General features: G+C 70.1%; 23 protein-coding genes. 19 read left to right on the top strand and 4 right to left on the bottom strand.

Going from position 1 to position 21,261, the window contains the following annotated elements; all coding sequences use genetic code 11:
* Positions 1-124: 124 nt before the first annotated feature.
* Together ACFW2G_RS19885 and ACFW2G_RS19880 are read right to left on the bottom strand one after the other, a co-directional pair.
* The gene (locus tag ACFW2G_RS19885; RefSeq protein ID WP_037925788.1) at positions 125-796 is read right to left on the bottom strand and encodes a response regulator transcription factor; all 672 of its coding nucleotides are present in this window, start codon (positions 794-796) and stop codon (positions 125-127) included.
* Between the two features lie 178 nt (positions 797-974).
* A complete protein-coding gene (locus tag ACFW2G_RS19880; protein WP_384456617.1) occupies positions 975-1,862 on the bottom strand; it encodes a RecB family exonuclease in 888 nt (295 codons plus the stop codon).
* A gap of 223 nt (positions 1,863-2,085) precedes the next feature.
* Here ACFW2G_RS19880 and ACFW2G_RS19875 point away from each other — a divergent pair, with 223 nt between their 5' ends.
* The 3 genes from ACFW2G_RS19875 to ACFW2G_RS19865 all read left to right on the top strand — a co-directional run bounded on the left by ACFW2G_RS19875 (position 2,086) and on the right by ACFW2G_RS19865 (position 4,926).
* Positions 2,086-3,219, top strand: a complete 1,134-nt coding sequence (locus ACFW2G_RS19875; RefSeq protein ID WP_106967660.1) for a site-2 protease family protein — start codon at positions 2,086-2,088, stop codon at positions 3,217-3,219.
* Positions 3,220-3,237: 18 nt separating this feature from the next.
* Complete coding sequence (locus ACFW2G_RS19870; protein ID WP_030833375.1) at positions 3,238-4,134, top strand: tRNA (adenine-N1)-methyltransferase; 897 nt, start codon at positions 3,238-3,240, stop codon at positions 4,132-4,134.
* 198 nt (positions 4,135-4,332) lie between these two features.
* Complete coding sequence (locus ACFW2G_RS19865) at positions 4,333-4,926, top strand: hypothetical protein (RefSeq protein ID WP_384453410.1); 594 nt, start codon at positions 4,333-4,335, stop codon at positions 4,924-4,926.
* A gap of 4 nt (positions 4,927-4,930) precedes the next feature.
* Here ACFW2G_RS19865 and ACFW2G_RS19860 read toward each other — a convergent pair whose 3' ends face one another.
* Positions 4,931-5,251 carry a ferredoxin gene (locus ACFW2G_RS19860; protein WP_384453413.1) on the bottom strand — a complete coding sequence of 107 codons (321 nt, stop codon included), beginning with the start codon at positions 5,249-5,251 and terminating at the stop codon, positions 4,931-4,933.
* A 264-nt stretch (positions 5,252-5,515) separates the two neighbouring features.
* Here ACFW2G_RS19860 and arc point away from each other — a divergent pair, with 264 nt between their 5' ends.
* From arc to prcA, 6 genes are all read left to right on the top strand, one after another.
* Complete coding sequence (gene arc / locus ACFW2G_RS19855; RefSeq protein ID WP_030655926.1) at positions 5,516-7,282, top strand: proteasome ATPase; 1,767 nt, start codon at positions 5,516-5,518, stop codon at positions 7,280-7,282.
* Positions 7,283-7,542: 260 nt separating this feature from the next.
* Positions 7,543-9,054 carry a depupylase/deamidase Dop gene (gene dop / locus ACFW2G_RS19850; protein ID WP_384453416.1) on the top strand — a complete coding sequence of 504 codons (1,512 nt, stop codon included), beginning with the start codon at positions 7,543-7,545 and terminating at the stop codon, positions 9,052-9,054.
* Positions 9,055-9,228: 174 nt separating this feature from the next.
* Positions 9,229-9,441 carry a ubiquitin-like protein Pup gene (locus tag ACFW2G_RS19845; RefSeq protein WP_030233608.1) on the top strand — a complete coding sequence of 71 codons (213 nt, stop codon included), beginning with the start codon at positions 9,229-9,231 and terminating at the stop codon, positions 9,439-9,441.
* A gap of 37 nt (positions 9,442-9,478) precedes the next feature.
* Entirely contained in the window at positions 9,479-10,078 is a 600-nt protein-coding gene (locus ACFW2G_RS19840; RefSeq protein WP_384580502.1) for an endonuclease VII domain-containing protein, read from the top strand.
* Positions 10,030-10,869: a proteasome subunit beta gene (prcB, locus tag ACFW2G_RS19835; RefSeq protein WP_037925808.1), complete on the top strand. Its 840-nt coding sequence runs from the start codon at positions 10,030-10,032 to the stop codon at positions 10,867-10,869. Before ACFW2G_RS19840 ends, prcB begins: the two co-directional genes overlap by 49 nt.
* Positions 10,870-10,912: 43 nt before the next feature.
* Positions 10,913-11,677, top strand: coding sequence for a proteasome subunit alpha (gene prcA / locus ACFW2G_RS19830; protein WP_384453425.1), 765 nt, complete (start codon positions 10,913-10,915; stop codon positions 11,675-11,677).
* Between the two features lie 81 nt (positions 11,678-11,758).
* Here prcA and ACFW2G_RS19825 read toward each other — a convergent pair whose 3' ends face one another.
* Complete coding sequence (locus ACFW2G_RS19825) at positions 11,759-12,757, bottom strand: LacI family DNA-binding transcriptional regulator (RefSeq protein WP_384580500.1); 999 nt, start codon at positions 12,755-12,757, stop codon at positions 11,759-11,761.
* Positions 12,758-12,892: 135 nt separating this feature from the next.
* Between ACFW2G_RS19825 and ACFW2G_RS19820 the strand changes: the two genes are divergently transcribed.
* From ACFW2G_RS19820 to tatC, 10 genes are all read left to right on the top strand, one after another.
* Positions 12,893-14,155: an MFS transporter gene (locus tag ACFW2G_RS19820; RefSeq protein WP_037925816.1), complete on the top strand. Its 1,263-nt coding sequence runs from the start codon at positions 12,893-12,895 to the stop codon at positions 14,153-14,155.
* Between the two features lie 140 nt (positions 14,156-14,295).
* Positions 14,296-15,657 (top strand): Pup--protein ligase, encoded by a 1,362-nt coding sequence (pafA, locus tag ACFW2G_RS19815; RefSeq protein WP_037925818.1) that lies wholly within the window; start codon positions 14,296-14,298, stop codon positions 15,655-15,657.
* 114 nt (positions 15,658-15,771) lie between these two features.
* The gene (locus ACFW2G_RS19810) at positions 15,772-16,713 is read left to right on the top strand and encodes an FKBP-type peptidyl-prolyl cis-trans isomerase (RefSeq protein ID WP_384453432.1); all 942 of its coding nucleotides are present in this window, start codon (positions 15,772-15,774) and stop codon (positions 16,711-16,713) included.
* A 38-nt stretch (positions 16,714-16,751) separates the two neighbouring features.
* A complete protein-coding gene (locus tag ACFW2G_RS19805) occupies positions 16,752-17,138 on the top strand; it encodes an FKBP-type peptidyl-prolyl cis-trans isomerase (protein WP_037925824.1) in 387 nt (128 codons plus the stop codon).
* Between the two features lie 124 nt (positions 17,139-17,262).
* The gene (locus ACFW2G_RS19800; protein WP_384580496.1) at positions 17,263-18,219 is read left to right on the top strand and encodes a helix-turn-helix transcriptional regulator; all 957 of its coding nucleotides are present in this window, start codon (positions 17,263-17,265) and stop codon (positions 18,217-18,219) included.
* 97 nt (positions 18,220-18,316) lie between these two features.
* Complete coding sequence (locus ACFW2G_RS19795) at positions 18,317-19,285, top strand: YafY family protein (RefSeq protein ID WP_037925829.1); 969 nt, start codon at positions 18,317-18,319, stop codon at positions 19,283-19,285.
* Between the two features lie 14 nt (positions 19,286-19,299).
* Positions 19,300-19,527, top strand: coding sequence for a hypothetical protein (locus tag ACFW2G_RS19790; protein ID WP_384453438.1), 228 nt, complete (start codon positions 19,300-19,302; stop codon positions 19,525-19,527).
* A gap of 26 nt (positions 19,528-19,553) precedes the next feature.
* Positions 19,554-19,754, top strand: coding sequence for a hypothetical protein (locus ACFW2G_RS19785; RefSeq protein ID WP_037925835.1), 201 nt, complete (start codon positions 19,554-19,556; stop codon positions 19,752-19,754).
* A 169-nt stretch (positions 19,755-19,923) separates the two neighbouring features.
* On the top strand, positions 19,924-20,217 hold the full coding sequence (gene tatA, locus ACFW2G_RS19780; RefSeq protein ID WP_037925838.1) for a Sec-independent protein translocase subunit TatA: 294 nt from the start codon (positions 19,924-19,926) through the stop codon (positions 20,215-20,217).
* 47 nt (positions 20,218-20,264) lie between these two features.
* Complete coding sequence (gene tatC / locus ACFW2G_RS19775) at positions 20,265-21,230, top strand: twin-arginine translocase subunit TatC (protein ID WP_384453442.1); 966 nt, start codon at positions 20,265-20,267, stop codon at positions 21,228-21,230.
* The last annotated feature ends 31 nt before the right edge of the window (positions 21,231-21,261 follow it).

Raw genomic sequence — 21,261 nt, 5'->3', positions numbered from 1 at the left:
TATCCGGGCCGCCCCGGCACACAGCACGGGGCCGAACGCGCCGGGTTCCCCGCGGGTGCGGCCCCGTGCCCGTTCCCGGCGGTTCCGGCGGCCGCCGCCGCGACCGCCGGGAACGGGCACCGCGCTACTGAGCCCCGGGGCGCACCAGACCGCTCTCGTACGCGTACACCGCCGCCTGCACCCGGTCGCGCAGCCCCAGCTTCGTCAGGACGTGCCCCACGTGCGTCTTGACCGTCGTCTCGCTCACGAACAGGTCCGCGGCGATCTCCGCGTTCGACAGGCCCCGCGCCACCAGCTTCAGCACCTCCAGCTCGCGCTCGGTCAGCGTCCCCAGAGTGTCCGGGACGCGGTCCTCGCCCGACGGCAGGTGCCCCGCGTACTTGTCCAGCAGCCGCCGCGTGATGCTCGGCGCGAGCATCGCCTCGCCCGCCGCCACCACCCGGATCGCCTGCACCAGCTCGCCCGCCGGCGCGTCCTTCAGCAGGAACCCGCTCGCCCCCGCCCGCAGCGCCTCCACCACGTACTCGTCCAGATCGAACGTGGTCAGCACCAGCACCTTCGCCGGACCGTCCCGGCCCGGACCAGTGATCCGGCGCGTCGCCTCGACCCCGTCCATCCGCGGCATCCGGATGTCCATCAGCACCACGTCCGGCTGCAGCGCCCGCACCTGGTCCAGCGCCTGCAGGCCGTCCCCGGCCTCGCCGACCACCGCCAGGTCCTGCTCCGCCTCCAGGATCATCCGGAAACCGGTGCGCAACAGTGGCTGGTCGTCGACCAGCAGAACGCGGATGGCCACGGGCGATACCTCGTATTCGTCGGACGGCTTCGGCGGGCACGCCCATTCTGCCCTGACCCGACGATCAAGGAATCCCGCCCCCGGCCGGGCCGCCCCGGCCCCGGAGCCCGGCGGCCGGACCGGGCGCGCCGGCCCTGCGGTACACGGCACCGCGGTGCCCGGCCCTGCGGTGCCCGGCCTAACTCTCCGGAGCCCCGGCCGGCCGCGGCACGACCGGCAGCGGGTACACCGGGGGAGTGCCGCCGAACTCCGGACACGACGCCTGGTGGTCGCACCAGCCGCACAGCTTGGTCGGCCGCGGCCGCCACTCACCCGTCAGCGTCGCCTCCCGGATGGCTTCCCACAGCGCCAGCAGCTTGCGCTCCACCCGCTCCAGGTCCGCCACCACCGGGTCGTACGTCAGCACGTCCCCGCTGCCCAGGTACACCAGCTGCAGCCGCCGCGGCACGACCCGCTTCAGCCGCCACACCACCAGCGCGTAGAACTTCATCTGGAACAGCGCACCCTCGGCGTACTCCGGCCGCGGCGCCTTCCCCGTCTTGTAGTCGACGATCCGCACCTCACCCGTCGGCGCCACGTCCACCCGGTCGATGATCCCGCGCAGCCGCAGCCCCGACTCCAGCTCCGTCTCCACGAAGAACTCCCGCTCCACCGGCTCCAGCCGCGTCGGGTCCTCCAGCGTGAACCAGCGCTCGACCAGCGCCTCCGCCTCCGTCAGCCACCGCGTCAGTGCCGCCCCCTCATCGCCCTCCGGGAACAGCTCGGCCAGCTCCGGCCGCGAGCGGAGCAGCCGGTCCCACTGCCCCGGGACCAGCTCCTTCGCCCGTGGCGCCGTCCGCTCCTGCGCGGGATGATCGAAGAGCCGCTCCAGCACCGCGTGCACCAGCGTGCCCCGGGTGGCCGCCGCGCTCGGCTTCTCCGGCAGCTTGTCGATCACCCGGAACCGGTACAGCAGCGGGCACTGCATGAAATCGCTCGCCCGGGAAGGAGAGAGCGAAGAGGGTGCCGCAGCACTGGGGCTCGCGGCTTCGGCCGCGCCAGGCACGGCACCGGGGCTCGTCGTCATGCACAAAACCCTACGACCCGCCACGGACAGCACGCGCATACCATCGACGCCGGGCCCCCTCGCACTGCATGATCGGAGCATCACCGGGCACCGCGCACACCGTGCCGAACGCGACCAGAACCACACATGAACCCCCAGCACCGAACGAAGGACAGACGTGGCAGACACCGACCAGACCGGCGGGCGCGATGACCGGCGCCCGGGACCGGGCGGCGGACTCCTCATGGGCCGCCCCTTCGGCGTGCCCGTCTACGTCTCTCCCAGCTGGTTCCTCGTCGCCGCCCTCATCACCTGGGTCTTCGGGGACCAGCTCGACCGCGTCCTGCCCGACCTCGGACCCGTCCGCTACCTGGTCTCCCTCTTCTTCGCGGTCGCCTTCTACGCCTCGGTCCTCGTCCACGAACTCGCGCACACCGTCGCCGCCCTCCGCTTCAAACTCCCCGTACGCCGCATCCAGCTCCAGTTCTTCGGAGGCGTCTCGGAGATCGAGAAGGAGTCCGAGACCCCCGGCCGCGAGTTCGTCCTCGCTTCCGTCGGCCCGCTGCTCTCCCTCCTCCTCGCCGGCGGCTTCTACCTCGGCATGAAGGCCGTCGACCCCGCGACCGTCCCCGGCGTACTCCTCGCCGGCCTGATGATCTCCAACCTGCTCGTCGCGGCCTTCAACCTGCTCCCCGGCCTGCCCCTCGACGGCGGCCGCATGCTCCGCGCCGTCATCTGGGGCATCACCGGCAAACCCATGGCCGGCACCATCGCCGCCGCCTGGGTCGGCCGCGCCCTCGCCGTCGCCGTCCTGCTCGGCCTGCCCCTGCTCACCCACACCGGACTCCTCGGCAACCGCACCGAGGAGATCGGCGGCATGGACACCGTCATGGACGCCCTCCTCGCCGCCATCCTGGCCGCCATCATCTGGACCGGAGCCGGCAACAGCCTGCGCATGGCCCGGCTGCGCGAACACCTCCCCGAGCTGCGCGCCCGCAGCCTCACCCGGCGCGCCATCCCCGTCGAGAGCGCCACGCCCCTCTCCGAAGCCCTCCGCCGCGCGAACGAGGCCGGAGCCCGCGCCCTCGTCGTCGTCGACGGTCATGGAGACGCCACCGCCATCGTCCGCGAGAGCGCCATCGCCTCCGTACCCGAACACCGCCGCCCCTGGGTCGCCGTCAGCACCCTCGCCCAGGACCTCACCGACGGCATGAAGGTTTCCGCGGAACTCACCGGCGAAGAACTCCTCGACCACCTCCGCGCCGCCCCCGCCACCGAATACCTCGTCCTCGAACCCGACGGCGCCATCTACGGCGTCCTGTCCACCCTCGACGTCGAGAAGGCCTTCGTGAAGGCCATGGCACGGCCCCGGTCCTGAAGCCAATACACTGGTCACATGTCCGAACCGACCGGTGCCGCCCGCCGACGCGGGCCCTTCAAGGTCGGGGACCAGGTTCAGCTCACCGACCCCAAGGGCCGCCACTACACGTTCACGCTCGAAGCCGGGAAGAACTTCCACACCCACAAGGGTTCCTTCCCCCACGACGAGCTGATCGGTGCTCCCGAAGGCAGTGTTGTCCGTACCACGGGGAACGTCGCGTACCTCGCGCTGCGCCCCCTGCTCCCCGACTACGTCCTGTCCATGCCCCGCGGCGCCGCCGTGGTCTACCCCAAGGACGCAGGCCAGATCCTGGCCTTCGCCGACATCTTCCCCGGCGCACGCGTCGTGGAGGCGGGCGTGGGATCCGGCTCCCTGAGCAGCTTCCTGCTGCGCGCCATCGGCGACCAGGGCATGCTCCACAGCTACGAGCGCCGTGCGGACTTCGCCGAGATCGCCACCGCCAACGTGGAACGCTACTTCGGCGGACCCCACCCGGCCTGGCAGCTCACCGTCGGCGACCTCCAGGACAACCTGTCCGACACCGACGTCGACCGCGTCATCCTGGACATGCTGGCCCCCTGGGAGTGCCTGGAGGCCGTCTCCAAGGCCCTCGTCCCCGGCGGCATCCTCTGCTGTTACGTGGCCACCACCACCCAGCTGTCCAAGACCGTCGAGTCCATCCGCGAGATCGGCTGCTTCGCCGAGCCGCAGCCGTGGGAGTCGATGATCCGCAACTGGCACGTCGAAGGCCTCGCGGTCCGCCCGGACCACCGCATGATCGGCCACACCGGCTTCCTCGTCACCGCCCGCCGCCTCGCGGACGGCGTCGAGCCCCCCATGCGCCGCCGCCGCCCCGCCAAGGGCGCCTACGGCGAGGACTACGAAGGTCCCGGCAGCGACCGCTCCGCGTAGGGTCCCTCCACCCCCGCGGCAGCCCCAACACGACGGCGCTGCGGCGCAGTTCCCCCGGCACAGGGGGAACTGCGCCGCAGCGCCTTTTCGTTGTCTCCGCGTCGCCTTCGTACCGACCCGGACCCTGCCGTTCCACCCCCGTGTGAGGTGTGGCACGATGCTGGCTCCCCGTCACCCTTCGCACAGGAGACACCCCGCGTGCTGCACACCCCCGCCACGCTGGCAACCCCGGACCCCCTGGCCCACACCCGGACCAGGCTCCTCCACTGGCTCACCACGGCCACCGCCATGGCCGCCGTCATAGCCGCAGCGGGACTCGTACAGCCGGCCACGGGCAGCCCGGCGGCCGGGCGGGAGCCCGCTGGGGAGGGCCCGCAGGCCGTCGCCCCCGACGCCGCGGCCGTCACCTACCCCCTCGACTGTAAGGGCACGTCGCAGACCGTCACCGCCACCGCCCAGGGCGACCTCGACGGCGACGGCCGCCCCGAGACCGTGGCGGCCGTCCGCTGCGACGCGGGCTCCGGCACCCCGCCGCACGCGATCTACGTACTCACCCAGGGGCCGGCCGAGGGCTCCCGCCCCCGGGTCGTGGCCACCCTCCTGGACACCCCCCAGCGCCGGACCGCCACGGAACTGACCGTGCGCGACCGGACCGTCACCGCGCGCCTCCTCGGCTACTCGGGCCCCGAGGTCCCGCGCTGCTGCCCCGACAAGAAGCAGCTCGCCAAGTGGCGCTGGAGCGACGGAAAATTCCGCCAGGAGCTGACGGACTCGGCCGCCAGGAGTGTTTGAAACATCACTCCGCGTCCGGGCCGAAGACCTCCACCCCGTCCGAAACGCGCCTTACGTGGATGCAGTCACCCGGGCATTCCTTCGCCGAGTCGACCACGTCCTGGAGGAGCGGCAGCGGCACCGGCGTGGTCGCCCCCGCCTCCTGCAGCAGCTCGTCGTCCGCGCTCTTCACGTACGCCAGACCGTCGATGTCCAGCTCGAACACCTCGGGCGCGTACTGCGCGCAGATGCCGTCCCCGGTGCAGAGGTCCTGGTCGATCCAGACCTCGAGCGGCTCGCCGGTCCCGCTGGCGCCGCCCGTCGGAGCGTCCTGCTGCACGGTCATATCTCCTGCCGTTTCCTGCGGTGAGTGATCCATCCCGGTCACGACCCGCAACAAGTCGCGCGGGCCCTGACGGGTGTTGAACACTTCGACCTTACAACCGGCGGCTTCCCGAGTTTGATGGGTGGGTATTTCCTTGGCGTGAGGGAGTACGCAAGGGTGAAGATCGGACACACCTCTATCGTCTTTGTGATCTAGGGGTTTCAATCACCACCAGCCCAGGTAGGGTCAGGAAGCGTCCAGCTCCCCTTGGAGGAGGTGAGGACCGTGGCAGCCCACGACGACGACATCAACCGCGGCATCCGGCCCGCGCGAGGGTCCGAGGACCCCGCCGGCCAGGTTGCCTATCTCGAGCAGGAAATCGCCGTCCTGCGACGTAAGCTCGCCGACTCTCCGCGACACACGAGGATTCTCGAAGAGCGGATCGTCGAGCTCCAGACAAATCTGGCCGGCGTCTCCGCACAGAACGAACGGCTGGCGAATACCCTCCGTGAGGCCCGGGACCAGATCGTGGCCCTCAAGGAGGAGGTCGACCGGCTCGCACAGCCGCCGGCAGGCTTCGGTGTGTTCCTCCAGGCGAACGAGGACGGCACCGTCGACATCTTCACCGGAGGCCGGAAGCTCCGTGTGAACGTGAGCCCCAGCGTCGACCCGGAAGACCTCCGGCGCGGCCAGGAGGTCATGCTCAACGAGGCCCTCAACGTGGTCGAGGCCATGGAATTCGAGCGGGCCGGGGACATCGTCACCCTCAAGGAGATCCTCGAGGACGGCGAGCGCGCCCTGGTGGTGGGGCACACCGACGAGGAACGGGTGGTGAGGCTCGCCGAGCCGCTCCTGGACATCACCATCCGCCCCGGCGACGCCCTCCTGCTCGAACCCCGCTCCGGCTACGTCTACGAGGTGGTCCCCAAGAGCGAGGTCGAGGACCTGGTCCTCGAAGAGGTGCCCGACATCGACTACGACAAGATCGGCGGCCTGGGCGACCAGATCGAGCTGATCCGCGACGCGGTCGAGCTCCCGTACCTCTACCCCGACCTGTTCAAGGAACACGAACTGCGGCCCCCGAAGGGCATCCTGCTCTACGGCCCGCCCGGCTGCGGCAAGACGCTCATCGCCAAGGCCGTCGCCAACTCCCTTGCCAAGAAGGTCGCCGAGGTGACCGGACAGGCCCAGGGGAAGTCGTACTTCCTGAACATCAAGGGCCCCGAGCTCCTCAACAAGTACGTCGGCGAGACCGAGCGGCACATCCGCCTGGTCTTCCAGCGGGCCCGTGAGAAGGCCAGCGAGGGAACCCCCGTCATCGTCTTCTTCGACGAGATGGAATCCCTCTTCCGCACCCGCGGATCCGGTGTCAGCTCGGACGTCGAGAACACCATCGTCCCGCAGCTCCTCGCCGAGATCGACGGCGTGGAGGGCCTGGAGAACGTCATCGTCATCGGCGCCTCCAACCGCGAGGACATGATCGACCCGGCGATCCTGCGCCCCGGCCGGCTGGACGTGAAGATCAAGATCGAGCGTCCGGACGCCGAGGCGGCGAAGGACATCTTCGCGAAGTACCTCAAGGCCTCGCTGCCCCTGCACACGGACGACCTGTCCGAACACCAGGGTTCCACGGCCGGCACCGTCCACAGCATGATTCAGACCGTCGTCGAGCAGATGTACGCCGAAACCGAGGAGAACCGCTTCCTCGAGGTCACGTACGCCAACGGCGACAAGGAAGTCCTCTACTTCAAGGACTTCAACTCGGGCGCGATGATCCAGAACATCGTCGACCGAGCCAAGAAGATGGCCATCAAGGCCTTCCTCGAACACAACCAGAAGGGCCTGCGGGTCTCCCACCTCCTCCAGGCCTGCGTGGACGAGTTCAAGGAGAACGAGGACCTTCCCAACACCACCAACCCGGACGACTGGGCCCGGATCTCCGGCAAGAAGGGTGAGCGGATCGTATTCATCCGTACCCTCGTCACCGGAAAGCAGGGCGCGGACACCGGACGCTCCATCGACACGGTGGCGAACACCGGTCAGTACCTCTGACCCGGAGCGGCTGCGGATGCCCTCCCGGGGCGTCCGCAGCCGACTGCTTTACCGACCGCTTTACCGGCCGTATTCCAGCCGGTGACAGGGCAGATTCAATGACGGAAATGATCTCCCCACGAGCGCGCAGTGGTTCTAGGCTCTTCCATACCGCCGGTCGCGCAGTGCGGGGACGGGCACCGCACAGTCACACGCACCGGAGCACCAGCGGTACTTGAGCGCCGCCCCCGTCAGGGGCGCCGCCGGGCAAGGAGGGCCGCATGACCGTACGGCGAGTAATGGGGATCGAGACGGAGTACGGGATCTCCGTCCCCGGTCACCCGAACGCCAATGCCATGCTCACCTCGTCCCAGATCGTCAACGCCTACGCGGCGGCGATGCACCGGGCGCGGCGCGCCCGCTGGGACTTCGAGGAGGAGAACCCGCTGCGGGACGCCCGCGGCTTCGACCTCGCCCGCGAGGCCGCCGACAGCAGCCAGCTGACCGACGAGGACATCGGCCTCGCCAACGTCATCCTGACGAACGGCGCACGTCTTTACGTCGACCACGCGCACCCCGAGTACAGCTCCCCGGAGATCACCAACCCGCTGGACGCCGTGCTCTGGGACAAGGCCGGCGAGCGGATCATGGCCGAGGCCGCCGTACGGGCCGCCCAGCTGCCCGGGGCCCAGCCGATCCACCTCTACAAGAACAACACCGACAACAAGGGCGCCTCCTACGGCACGCACGAGAACTACCTGATGAAGCGGGAGACCCCCTTCTCGGAGATCGTGCGCCACCTGACCCCCTTCTTCGTCTCGCGCCAGGTCGTGACCGGGGCGGGACGCGTGGGCATCGGCCAGGACGGCCGCGAGCACGGCTTCCAGATCAGCCAGCGTGCGGACTACTTCGAGGTCGAGGTCGGCCTGGAGACCACCCTGAAGCGGCCCATCATCAACACCCGGGACGAGCCGCACTCCGACGCCGAGAAGTACCGCCGGCTCCACGTGATCATCGGCGACGCGAACCTCTCGGAGATCTCCACCTACCTCAAGCTGGGCACCACGGCGCTCGTCCTGTCCATGATCGAGGACGGGTTCATCGGCGTCGACCTGGCCGTCGACCAGCCCGTACGCACCCTCCACCACGTCTCCCACGACCCCGGACTGAAGTACCTGATCACGCTGCGCAGCGGCCGGACACTGACCGCCGTGCAGCTCCAGATGGAGTACTTCGAGCTGGCCAGGAAGTACGTGGACGAGCGTTTCGGCTCGGACGCGGACGAGCAGACCAAGGATGTCCTCGCCCGCTGGGAGGACGTGCTGGGCCGGCTGGAGAGCGACCCCATGAGCCTGTCGGGGGAGCTGGACTGGATCGCCAAGCGGGAGATCCTGGAGGGCTACCGGCGCCGGGACGGTCTCGACTGGGACGCGGCGCGGCTGCACCTGGTGGACCTCCAGTACTCGGACGTACGGCCCGAGAAGGGCCTCTACAACCGCCTGGTGGCCCGCGGCAAGATGAAGCGGCTGGTGGACGAGTCCGCGGTGGAGCGGGCTCAGAGCAAGCCTCCGGAGGACACCCGGGCCTACTTCCGCGGCCGCTGCCTGGAGCAGTACGCGGACGACGTGGCCGCGGCCTCGTGGGACTCGGTGATCTTCGATCTCCCGGGCCGGGACTCGCTCCAGCGGGTCCCGACGCTGGAACCCCTGCGGGGGACCCGCAAGCACGTCAAGGAGCTCCTGGACCGCTGCCGCACGGCGGAGGACCTGGTCCGGGTGCTTTCGGGGCAGTGAGCGCGGCTGAAAGGCCGCCGGTCCGGGAATCATGAGGAGAACCGGACGTTGTGAAAGTACGAGGACGAATGCCGGGCCCTCCCTATAGGGTCCGACATAGGGTCTGATCTTGAGAGATCCCGAATCCCGGGGTCTCTCGACATGAGCGTGCGAACCGAGCGGGGTGAGGTAGACATGGCGACCAAGGACACCGGCGGCGGACAGCAGAAGGCGACGCGCTCGACCGAGGAGGTCGAGGAGGCCGCGGTCGAAGAATCGACCGACCTCAAGGAGCGCCAGGAAAAGCTCTCCGACGACGTCGACTCCGTACTTGACGAGATTGACGATGTACTCGAGGAAAACGCGGAGGACTTCGTTCGGAGCTTCGTACAAAAAGGCGGCGAGTGACCTTCGAATCTAAGGTGGGTCCGCCAGTGTGTGCTCCATGCCTCATGGAACGAAGTGGTGTCGTGGCTGCGCCCGCGACCTGCCACTGAGCGGATTCGCTTCGGATCGGAATCGAAGCGATGGGCTCCAGCCCAGATGTCGTGAATGCGTGGCGGCGTACAGTGCGGAGCACTACAGGCGCCGCCAGGCAGCCAAGGGTAAATCCGTCAGGGAGCACGTGGAGGTGCCGGCGGGGCACAAGCTGTGCCGACTGTGCGGTGAGATCAAGCCGCACAGCGAATGGCACAAGAACGCAAGTGCTTCTGACGGGTTATCCACTCGATGCAAGGCGTGCCGGACCGCCCTGGGGCGGGCGGACCATCTCAAGCGCTCATATGGCATGACCGAGGCCGATCGGGACGAGATGGTCGCCGCTCAGGGCGGGCTCTGCTGCATCTGTCTCAAGGCTCCGGCCGTACATGTGGATCATTGCCACAAGACGGGTAGGGTCCGAGGCGTACTGTGCTTCAACTGCAACACGGCCATCGGCAAGTTGGGTGACGACCCCGACGCAGCCCGTCGGGTCGTCTCATACTTGGAGGGACACGCGTGGAAGCCAACAATCGTGGCACAGGGCGTCTACCGGCAGCCTTCCTGACGCCGGGGTCGTCGTCCTTCATGGACTTCCTGGGCGCGCACTCGCCCGAGATGCTGCCCGGCAACCGCAAGCTGCCGGAGGGTGTCGTCGAGGCGCCGCACGGGACGACCATCGTGGCCGCCACCTTCCCCGGCGGGGTCGTGCTCGCCGGCGACCGGCGGGCGACCATGGGGAACATGATCGCGCAGCGGGACATCGAGAAGGTGTTCCCGGCCGACGAGTACTCCGCTGTCGGCATCGCCGGTACGGCCGGCCTGGCCGTGGAGATGGTCAAGCTGTTCCAGTTGGAGCTGGAGCACTTCGAGAAGGTGGAGGGGACGACCCTCTCCCTGGAGGGCAAGGCCAACCGGCTCTCCACCATGATCCGGAGCAACCTCGGCATGGCCATGCAGGGCCTGGCCGTGGTGCCCCTCTTCGCCGGCTACGACGAGGCCAAGGAGAAGGGCCGGATCTTCTCCTACGACGTCACCGGCGGCCGTTCCGAGGAGCACGGCTACGCGGCGACCGGGTCCGGTTCGATCTTCGCGCGGGGCTCGATGAAGAAGCTCTACCGCCCTGACCTGACCGAGGAGCAGGCCACCACGCTGGTGGTGCAGGCGCTCTACGACGCCGCCGACGACGACTCGGCGACCGGTGGGCCGGACCTGTACCGCCACATCTATCCGATCGTCACCGTCATCACCGACGAGGGCTTCCGCAGGCTGGGCGAGGACGAGTCGCAGGCGCTCGCCCGGTCTGTCACCGATCGTCGCCTGGAGCAGCCCGACGGCCCGCGCGCCGCCCTGCTCTGACCGCCCGTCACCTCGTCGCCCAGAAGAAAGGGACGGAAAGCCGGTGTCGACTCCGTTCTATGTGTCACCCCAGCAGGCCATGGCCGACCGGGCGGAATACGCCCGGAAGGGCATCGCCCGCGGTCGCAGCCTTGTCGTGCTGCAGTACGCCGACGGCATCGTGTTCGTCGGCGAGAACCCGTCCCGTGCGCTGCACAAGTTCAGCGAGATCTACGACCGGATCGGTTTCGCGGCCGCCGGCAAGTACAACGAGTACGAGAACCTGCGGATCGGCGGTGTGCGCTACGCGGATCTGCGCGGATACACCTACGACCGTGACGACGTGACGGCCCGTGGGCTGGCCAACGTGTACGCGCAGACCCTCGGCACGATCTTCTCCTCGGCCGGTGAAAAGCCGTACGAGGTGGAGCTGGTGGTGGCCGAGGTCGGTGCGACGGCCGCCGGCGACCAGATCTACCGCCTGCCGCACGACGGTTCGATCGTGGACGAGCACGGCTCCGTCGCGGTCGGCGGCAACGCCGAGCAGATCAGCACCTACCTCGACCAGCGGCACCAGGACGGCATGACCCTTTCGGAGGCGCTGAAGCTGGCGGTCGCGGCGCTGTCCAGCCAGGCCAACGGCACCGACAAGGCGATTCCGGCGGAGCGGCTGGAGGTGGCGGTGCTGGACCGGACCCGGTCCCAGCAGCGCAAGTTCAAGCGGATCCGGGGACGGCAGCTGGCGCGGCTGCTGGAGGCGGACGTGCCGGCGGCCGCGCAGGCGGACGCCGTGTCGAACGACGAGGCTCCCGAGGACGAAGCGGAGTAGGGAGCCGGGCCAGGATCCGGGTACGCGGCCCCGGTTGCCCCCCGCTGGGGGGTGGCCGGGGCTTCGGCGTGTCCGGCCGGTTCAGGGGGTGGGTGCCGGTCCCGTGGAGTCACGGACGACGAGGGTGACGGGGATGTCGGGGGCGGTCCAGCGATCGCCGTCGAGGACGGCGAGGAGTGCGGTCATGCCCTGCTCGCCGACTTGGTCGGCGGGCAGGTGGACCGTGGTGAGTTCGGGTTCGACGGCGGTGGCGAGGGCGAGGTCGTCGAAGCCGGTGACGGAGAGGTCCCCGGGGACGCTCAGGCCGAGGCGGCGGGCGGCCTTGCAGGCGCCGGCGGCGAGGATGTCGTCGTCGCAGACGACGGCCGTGGGGCGGCCCTCGGGGGCCGCCAGGGCGACTTCCATGGCCGTACGGGCGCCGTCGGCGGTGAGGGGGGACCGTACGGTACGCAGCTCGGTCCCGGGGCCCAGAAGGGCGCTGAGGGCTTCGGCGCGGGTGTCGAAGGTCCAGGAGCCGACGGCGGAGGCGAGGTGCAGGAAGCGCCGGTGGCCGAGGGCGAGGAGGTGCTCGGTGACCTGGCGCATGCCGTCGGCCATGGCGAGGTTGACGTGGGCGGCGGCGCCGCCGGCGCGGGGGTCGCTGTCGAGCATGACGAGGGGGAGGGCGTCGCCGCCGATGGCCTGGAGCGCGTGGGCGGCCATGGACGAGGCGATGACTCCGTCGAGGGCGGCGCGGGCGGAGGCGAAAGGGTCCCGGGCGGGGCCGGTGCCGTCGGGGGACGGGTAGAGGACCACGCCGAAGCCGTGTTCGGCGGCCACACGGGCGGCACCGGTGTAGACGCGGGCGAAGAACTCGTTGGTGAGGGCCGGGACGACGAGGAGGGCGGTGCGGGTGGAGCCGAGGCGCAGGTTGCGGGCGGCGAGATTGGGGCGGTAGCCGAGCCGGGTGGCGGTCTCCCGGACGAGGGCGGCGGTGCGCTCGGAGACGCGGCCGGGCCACTTGTCGCCCAGGACGAGGGAGACGGTGGCCTGGGAGACCCCGGCGGCGGTGGCCACGTCCCGGCTGGTGGGTCTCGTCACACGGGGCTCCTGCTGGGCGAGGTCAGGGGTGGTTGCGGAGTCCGCGGGGTGGACCCGTGGACAGTGGCCATGGTACGTATGACTCCTCACGTTATACGTATTACCCCGGTGGGATCCGGGCAGAAGGGGGCAGTCATGGCCGCGGGATACGCGGAGCTGCTGGGGACGCGGCACGCCGCGAGGCTCTTGGCGGGCACGCTCGTCGGCAGGCTGCCGAACGCCACCGCGCCGATCGCGATCGTGCTGTTCACGCGCGCGGAGGGTGGCAGCTACAGCCTCGCGGGGGCGCTGGCCGCGGTGTACGGGCTGGCGAACGCGCTGGGCCAGCCGCTGCTCGGACGTGCCGTGGACCTCCTCGGGCAGCCGCGAGTACAGCTGCCGGCGGCTCTGCTGTCCGCGCTCGGCATGGCGTGGCTGGCCCTCGCCGGCACCGGGTCGGTGGTCGTGGCGTACGCCGCGGTGGCGGTCGGCGGCCTCTTCACGCCGCCGCTGGAGGGCGGGCTGCGGGCCCTGTGGCCCGGTGTGCTGGGGGGTCGCGAGGAGAAGGTGCACGCGGCGTACGCGATGGATGCGGTGGCCCAGGAGGTCATGTACACCGTCGGTCCGCTGCTGGTGACGCTGTTCGTGTCGGTGTGGTCGCCGGCCGGCGCGCTGCTGGCGCTGCACGCGATCGGGGTGCTCGGCGCGCTGTCGGTCGTGGCCAGCGAGCCGTCGCGGACGTGGCGCTCGGAGCCCCGGGAGGCCCACTGGCTGGGCGCACTGCGGTCGAAGGGGCTGCTGGCGCTGCTGGGCTCCTTCTTCTTCGTGGGCATGGCGCTGGGCTCGATCACCGTGGCCGGCGTGGCGTACGCGGACGGCAACGGCGGCGAGGCGGTGTACGGCTGGCTGATGGCCGCGCTCGGGCTGGGCGCGCTGATCGGCGGCATGCTCTACGGCGCGCGCCCGTGGGCGGGCGCCCCCGAGCGGCGGCTGCGGCTGCTGGTGGCGCTGCTGGCGGTCTGCTACCTGCCGCTGCTGCTGACCCCGGGGCCGGTGGCGATGACGGCGCTGGCGGCGCTGTCGGGCGTGTTCCTGGCGCCGTCGCTGGCGTGCGCGTTCATCGTGGTGGACCGGCACGCGCCGGTGGGCACGGTGACAGAAGCCTTCTCGTGGCTGGTGACCTTCTTCGGCGTGGGCGCGGCGATCGGCACGGCGGCCGCGGGGCCGGCGGTGGAGCTGGGCGGTACCGCGTGGGGCTTCGCCGTGGCGTGCGCCGCGGGCGGCGCGGCGCTGCTGGTCCTGATGGTGACTCAGAGGGTGATGTCAACTGCGGTTCCCAGTCGGGCGGTGGCGGGTTCGGCGCAGGGAGTTCCGGACGGGGCCGGTGAGGTGGCCCCGCAGGCCCGGTCGGCGCAGTGACGGGCGGGCGCGCCGGTGCGGCGCGCCGGCGGCTTTCACCCCCCGCCCGCCGGGTGCTTGGCGGCTCGCACGGGGGAACTGATCGAAACGGCGGCTCCGAACCCGGTTTCAGAAGAGGGCAGAAGGCGTAATGTTCAGTCATGGACCGCCGCATTTTCGGGCTGGAGAACGAGTACGGCGTCACGTGCACGTTCAGGGGACAGCGCCGACTGTCTCCTGACGAAGTGGCGCGCTACCTCTTCCGCCGTGTCGTGTCATGGGGCCGCAGCAGCAATGTCTTCCTGCGGAACGGCGCCCGCCTGTACCTCGACGTGGGTTCGCATCCGGAATATGCAACTCCCGAATGTGACAACGTGACCGAGCTGGTCACGCACGACAAAGCAGGCGAGCGCATTCTCGAAGGACTGCTCGTCGACGCCGAGCGCCGCCTGCACGAGGAGGGAATCGCGGGCGACGTCTATCTCTTCAAGAACAACACCGACTCGGCGGGCAACTCGTACGGCTGCCACGAGAACTACCTGGTGGCCCGGCACGGGGAATTCTCCCGCCTGGCGGACATTCTCATTCCGTTCCTCGTCACCCGGCAGCTGATCTGCGGGGCCGGCAAGGTGCTGCAGACCCCTCGGGGCGCGGTCTACTGCGTGAGCCAGCGGGCTGAGCACATCTGGGAGGGCGTCAGCTCCGCGACGACGCGTTCGCGGCCGATCATCAACACCCGCGACGAGCCGCACGCGGACGCGGAGCGCTACCGCCGTCTGCACGTGATCGTGGGCGACTCGAACATGTCCGAGACGACCATGCTGCTGAAGGTCGGGGCGACCGACCTGGTGCTGCGCATGATCGAGGCGGGCACGGTGATGCGGGACCTGACCCTGGAGAATCCGATCCGGGCGATCCGCGAGGTCAGCCACGACATCACGGGCCAGCGCAAGGTGCGGCTGGCCAGCGGCCGGGAGGCCTCCGCGCTGGAGATCCAGCGGGAGTACTACGACAAGGCCGTGGACTTCGCCGAGCGCCGGGGCATCCGCACCGGTGTGGTGGACCAGGTGCTGGAGCTGTGGGGCCGCACGCTGGACGCGATCGAGGCGGAGGACCTGGACCGGATCGGCACCGAGATCGACTGGGTCATGAAGTACCAGCTCATCGAGCGGTACCGGGAGAAGCACAACATGACCATGTCGAATCCGCGGGTGGCTCAGATAGACCTCGCCTACCACGACATCCACCGCCGGCGCGGGCTGTACTACCTGCTGGAGCGCAAGGGGCAGGCGGCGCGGATCTGCAACGACCTCAAGATCTTCGAGGGCAAGTCGGTGCCTCCGCAGACGACCAGGGCCCGGCTGCGCGGCGACTTCATTCGCCGGGCGCAGGAGCAGCGGCGGGACTTCACGGTCGACTGGGTGCACCTGAAGCTCAATGACCAGGCGCAGCGGACGGTGCTGTGCAAGGACCCGTTCCGGTCCGTCGACGACCGCGTGGAGAAGTTGATCGCCGGCATGTAGGCGGCCGGCGGACGCCCCGCATCCCACCTGGGCCCCGTACGTTTCTCGTACGGGGCCCAGTGCACGGCTTAGAGTGGCGGTCGACCGTCCAGCCGTCAGAGATCTGAGGAACCCGTGCGCCGACTTGCCGGCCTGCTTGTCGTACCCCTTCTGCTGCTGTCGACAGCGGCCTGTGGCGACGACAGCGGCTCCGACTCCGCCCAGATGAAGAACGGGGCGCCCGCGATCACCAAGGGCGCCGAGTTCGGGGAGACCCCCACCCTGTCCAAGGGGAAGGGCGAGCCGCCCAAGGAGCTGAAGGTGGTGACCGTCAAGGAGGGCACCGGCCAGGTGCTGAAGAAGGGCGACATCGCCCAGGTCAACTACTACGGCCAGGTCTGGGACGGCACCGAGCCGTTCGACCAGAGCTTCGGCAAGGGGCAGCCGTTCGACGTGACGATCGGCGCGGGCGCCGTCATCAAGGGCTGGGACCAGGGCCTGGAGGGCCAGAAGGTCGGCAGCCGCGTCGAGCTGGTGATCCCGCCGGACCTCGGTTACGGGGCCCAGGGATCGCCCCCGAAGATCAAGGGGAACGCCACCCTCGTCTTCGTCGTGGACATCCTCAAGGGCGCCACGGTCCCGCCCTCGGCGACCGGCAAGGAAGTCCCCCAGGACAACAAGGACCTGCCGAAGGTCGGTACCAACACGGACGGCAAGGAAGTCTCCGTGGCCGTCCCGAAGGACGCCACCCCGCCGTCGAAGCTGGTCTCCGAGTACGTTCTGGAGGGCGACGGCCCGGCCGTGACGGACAAGGACAACGTCACCGTCAAGTTCCACGGCAAGACGTGGAAGGACGACAAGACGTTCGAGAGCACCTACACCTCGGGCCAGTCGGTGACCTGGCCGCTGGAGCAGCTCCAGGTGAAGGGCCTCAAGGACGGCATCGTCGGCAAGAAGGTCGGCAGCCGCATCCTGCTGGTCATTCCCCCGGACATGGGCTTCGGCGACAAGGAGCAGGGGACCATTCCGGCGAACTCGACGCTGGTCTTCAGCCTCGACATCCTCGCAGTGATGTAAGACTGTCCCGGTTGTCCCATAGTTTGAGGAGCAGTTCCGTGAGCAGCAAGCCTGAGAAGCTCGAGAAGCCCGAGATCGACTTCCCGGAGGGCCCGGTCCCCACCGACCTCGTCATCGAGGACATCTGGGAGGGCGACGGCGCCGAGGCCACGGCCGGCTCGCGCGTCTCCGTCCACTACGTGGGCGTCGCGTTCTCCACCGGCGAGGAGTTCGACGCCTCCTGGAACCGCGGCTCCGCGCTGCAGTTCCAGCTCGGTGTCGGCCAGGTCATCGCGGGCTGGGACAAGGGCGTCCAGGGCATGAAGGTCGGCGGCCGCCGCAAGCTGACGATCCCCGCGCACCTCGCCTACGGCGACCGCGGCGCAGGCGGCGCGATCGCCCCGGGCGAGACGCTGATCTTCGTCTGCGACCTGATGGCCGCCTGATACCGGGCCGCGTCGCGCGCATGGGCCCCCGCCGTGAGGCGGGGGCCCTCGCTTTTGTCCGGGACCGCCGGGGCGGTACGGTCAACGGTCACGAGTGTGTGTCGAGAACGGGGGATGGGCGTCGATGGCGATTGCCAAGGCCGAGCGCCTGATGAATCTGGCGCTGTGTCTGTTGGGGACCCGCCGGCCGCTGAGCAAGCGCGAGCTGCGCGGTTCCATCGAGGCCTACATGGAAGCCGGCAACGACGAGTCCTTCAACCGGATGTTCGAGCGGGACAAGGACGACCTGCGCGAGCTCGGCCTGGTGATCGAGACGGTGGAGAACCTGGAGGGCGAGACGGGCTATCTGGCCCGCCGGGACAGCAACCGGCTGCCCCCGGTCTCCCTCGACGCCGAGGAGGCCGCCGCCCTGGGGCTGGCCGCCAAGGTCTGGCAGCAGGCCCGCCTCGCGGGAGCCGCCAGCGGCGCCCTGCAGAAGCTGCGGGCCGGCGGGATGCCGGAGGCGGACAACCCGTACGAGGGCCAGCACAGCGCCATCGAGCCGCGCATCCCGGTCCACGAGGCCGCCTTCGAACCGCTGATGCTGGCCTGCCGGGACCGTCGGCCGGTGGTCTTCGACTACCGCAAGTCGACCGCGGCCCGGCCCGAGACCCGCCAGGTGGAGCCCTGGGCGCTGGAGTGCTGGCGCGGCCACTGGTACCTGGCCGGCTACGACCGGGACCGGGGGGCGGAGCGGGTGTTCCGGCTCTCGCGGATCACCGGGAAGGTCCGCTCGCGCGCGGCGAAGTACACCGCGGAGGTGCCGGACGTGGTGACGGTACGGGAGACCGTGGCGAGCTGGGCCGGGGAGAGCGCGGAGCGCTCCGCGCTGATCCGGCTGCGGGCCGGGGCGGGCTACCCGCTGCGGGCCAAGGCCACGGCGGTGCGCGAGGGCACGGACGGCTGGGACGAGCTGGAGATCCCCTACGGGCACGGGCTCGACGCCTGGCTGGTGGAGTTCGGTCCCGATGTCGTCGTGGTCGGCCCCGCCGATCTGCGGGCGGACGTGCTGGACCGGCTGCGGGCCGTGGCCGGAGCCTGACACGCTGGCCGGGTACCGCCCGCGGTGCGGGGCCGGCCGCCGTACCACTCAAGACCGCGACATCCACAGACGTGCCCTGAGGGGGAGACGTACCAGCATGGCTGCCAACGCCATCGACCAGACCCGCCGGATGCTGTCCCTGGTGACGTACCTGCGCGAGCGCCCGGGTGCGCACGTCGCCGACGTCGCGCGCGCCTTCGGCATCACCGAGGACGAGCTGATCTCGGACCTCGATGTGCTGCCCATGTGCGGCACCAGCTTCCGGGGCGGGGACCTGCTCGACATCGACACCGACGGGGAGCGCATCTGGTGGCGCAATCCTGATGCCTCGGGGGAGTCCACCGCCGAGCCGCTGCGGCTCGCCGCCGACGAGGCGACCGCGCTGCTGGTGGCCGCACGCGCGGTGGCCACCCTGCCCGGGCTGCGCGAGAGCGACCGGGACGCCCTGCTGCGGGCCACCGCCAAGCTGGAGGCGGCCGCAGGCGAGGCGGCCGGGGCGAGCTCCCGGCTGTCGGTGACCTTCGAGTCCGAGGGCGGGGTCTTCGCTGACGTCGACCGCGCCATCGCGGAACGCCGGCGGCTGTGGCTGCGCTACTACTCCCCGGCGCGCGACGAACTCACCGAGCGCGAGGTCGACCCGATCCGGCTCTTCGCGGTGGGGCACACGTACATGGAGGGCTGGTGCCACCTCTCCGAGGCCCGGCGTACCTTCCGGCTCGACCGGGTGGCCGAAATCCGACTGCTGGACGAGCGGGCCGAGCCGCCCGCCATCGAGCCACGCGACCTGTCCGAGGGCCTCGTCCAGCCGGCCGCCGAGGACCCGGAAGTCGTGGTCGAGGTCGGGCCGGGCGGGCGCTGGGTCGCCGAGTACTACCCGCACGACACCGCGGAGGAGCTTGCGGACGGTGGCCTGCGCATCACGTTGCGCAGCCCGGACCCGGCCTCGCTGCGCCGGCTCGCGCTGCGACTGGGCCGCGACGGCCGGATCGTGGCTCCCGCCGAGCTGGCGGACAGCGCGCGCAGCGCCGCCCGGGAGGCCCTCGCGGGGTACGGGGAACAGGTCTGAGGGGAGCGCGGACGATGTCGCCAACGTCCGGGCCGGTCGCCTTCAAGGCCTCCTGTCCCGAGTGCCGCGCCCGCTTCGAGCTCGACGCGGGCGCCCTGCGGCTGGCCATCGGCGGCAGCCGCAGGGCCACCTTCTACTCCTTCACGTGTCCTGAATGCGGTGCCGCCGTCCGCAAGCCGGCCGGCGACCGCATCGTGGAACTGCTGACCGGGGGCGGCGTGAGCACCCTGCGCAGCATGTGAGGGGCCGGTGGCCTAGGCTCGGCCCCATGCTGTGGCCGATGTTCGCAATTGCCCTGGGCTTCCTCGGAGTCGCCGTGCTCGCCGTGCTGGCCGTCCGCGTATACGTGGAGGTGCGCAGGCTCTCCGCGCAGGTCGCGCTGGCCAGCCGCCGGATCACCGCCGCGTCCGCAGACCTGGAGCGGGAGGCGCTGGGGCTGGCGCGGGCGGGCGCCGACGCGCGGCCGTGACGCACGCGACAGCCGTGTGACCGGGGGATTGACAACCGGCCAGGACGCAAGACCCGGTATGCCGGGGGATTGCCGGGCGTTAACCCCCTGGGGTTACGATCCTCGGTAGAGACAGTCCCATGGCGCCCGTGCCGGTGTGCTGTGAACCTCGGAGAAAAGGAAGATACCTATGTTCGGCAACCTCAGGGGTTGGGAAATCTTCATCATTCTCGGAGTCGTCATCCTGCTGTTCGGCGCCAAGAAGCTCCCCGACATGGCTCGCTCCCTCGGCAAGTCGGCCCGCATCCTCAAGAGCGAGGCCAAGGCCATGAAGAAGGACGGCGAGGCCGACGACGCGGCCGCCGCTCCCGCCGCGGACCAGTCCGCCCAGCAGCCGGTCGCCCCGCGCACCATCCAGGCCGCGCCCGGTGACGTCACCAGCTCCCGGCCGGTCAGCGAGCCGAACCGCACCGCCCAGGGCTGAGGGACGCCCTTCACGCCAGTCATCTGCAACGAGACAAGGGACGTGGGTTGCTCAAGTCTGCCCGCAAGCAGGGGAAACAAGAACGAAAGGCAAAGGACGCCGAAGGGCGCATGCCTCTCGTCGAGCACCTGCGCGAACTGCGTAACCGCCTGCTGAAGTCGGTCCTGGCGATCCTCGTGATCACGATCGTCGCTGCCTTCTTCTACCGGGAGATCATCAACTTCCTGTTGAAGCCGATGCTGGACTCCGTCGGCTGCACCAACGGTGTGGTGACCCAGCGCAACGGACGCCCCTGCGCCGACATGACCGTCAACGGCCTGATCTCGGCGTTCTCGATCGCCCTGAAGGTCTCGCTGATGGCCGGTGTGGTGCTCTCCGCCCCGGTGTGGCTGTACCAGCTGTGGGCGTTCGCCGCGCCCGGTCTGCACAGCCACGAGAAGAAGTACGCGCGCAGCTTCGTGGCGGTCGGCGCACCCCTGTTCCTCACCGGCGCCGTCCTCGCGTACAAGATCCTCCCGCAGACCGCGACGATCATGCTCGAGTTCACGCCCGACCACGCGCGCAACCTGCTCCCGGTCGACGACTACCTCGACCTGGTCACCCGCATGGTGATCGTCTTCGGCCTGGCCTTCGAGCTGCCGCTGCTGCTGATCCTGCTGAACTTCACCGGTGTGCTCACCGGCAAGCGGCTGGCCGGCTGGTGGCGGGGCATGGTCCTGGGCATCACGATCTTCGCCGCCTTCGCGACGCCCACCGGCGACCCGCCGACCATGCTCGCACTGGCCCTGCCCATCGTGGCCCTCTACTTCGCGGCCGTGGGCCTCTGCCTCCTCAACGACCGAAGGCGCCGCCGCAACGACCCCGACGCCGGACTGAGCGACGACGAGGCCTCCCAGCTGGACCTGACCCCGGCGCCCATCGGTGAGATGGATCCGGTGCCGGCCCCCGCGGCGCTGCCCGGACAGGCGGACGGCGGACGCCGGCGGATCAACGGCTACGACGACGCCACCTGACGCGAAGGCCCCGCGCGCGCCCCGGCCCGGG

Source organism: Streptomyces sp. NPDC058880 (genome assembly GCF_042742535.1).
In the GTDB taxonomy this organism is placed as follows: Bacteria; Actinomycetota; Actinomycetes; order Streptomycetales; family Streptomycetaceae; genus Streptomyces.
The sequence above is the reverse complement of the archived record's forward strand: the minus strand, read 5'-3'. Positions and strand labels throughout refer to the sequence as shown.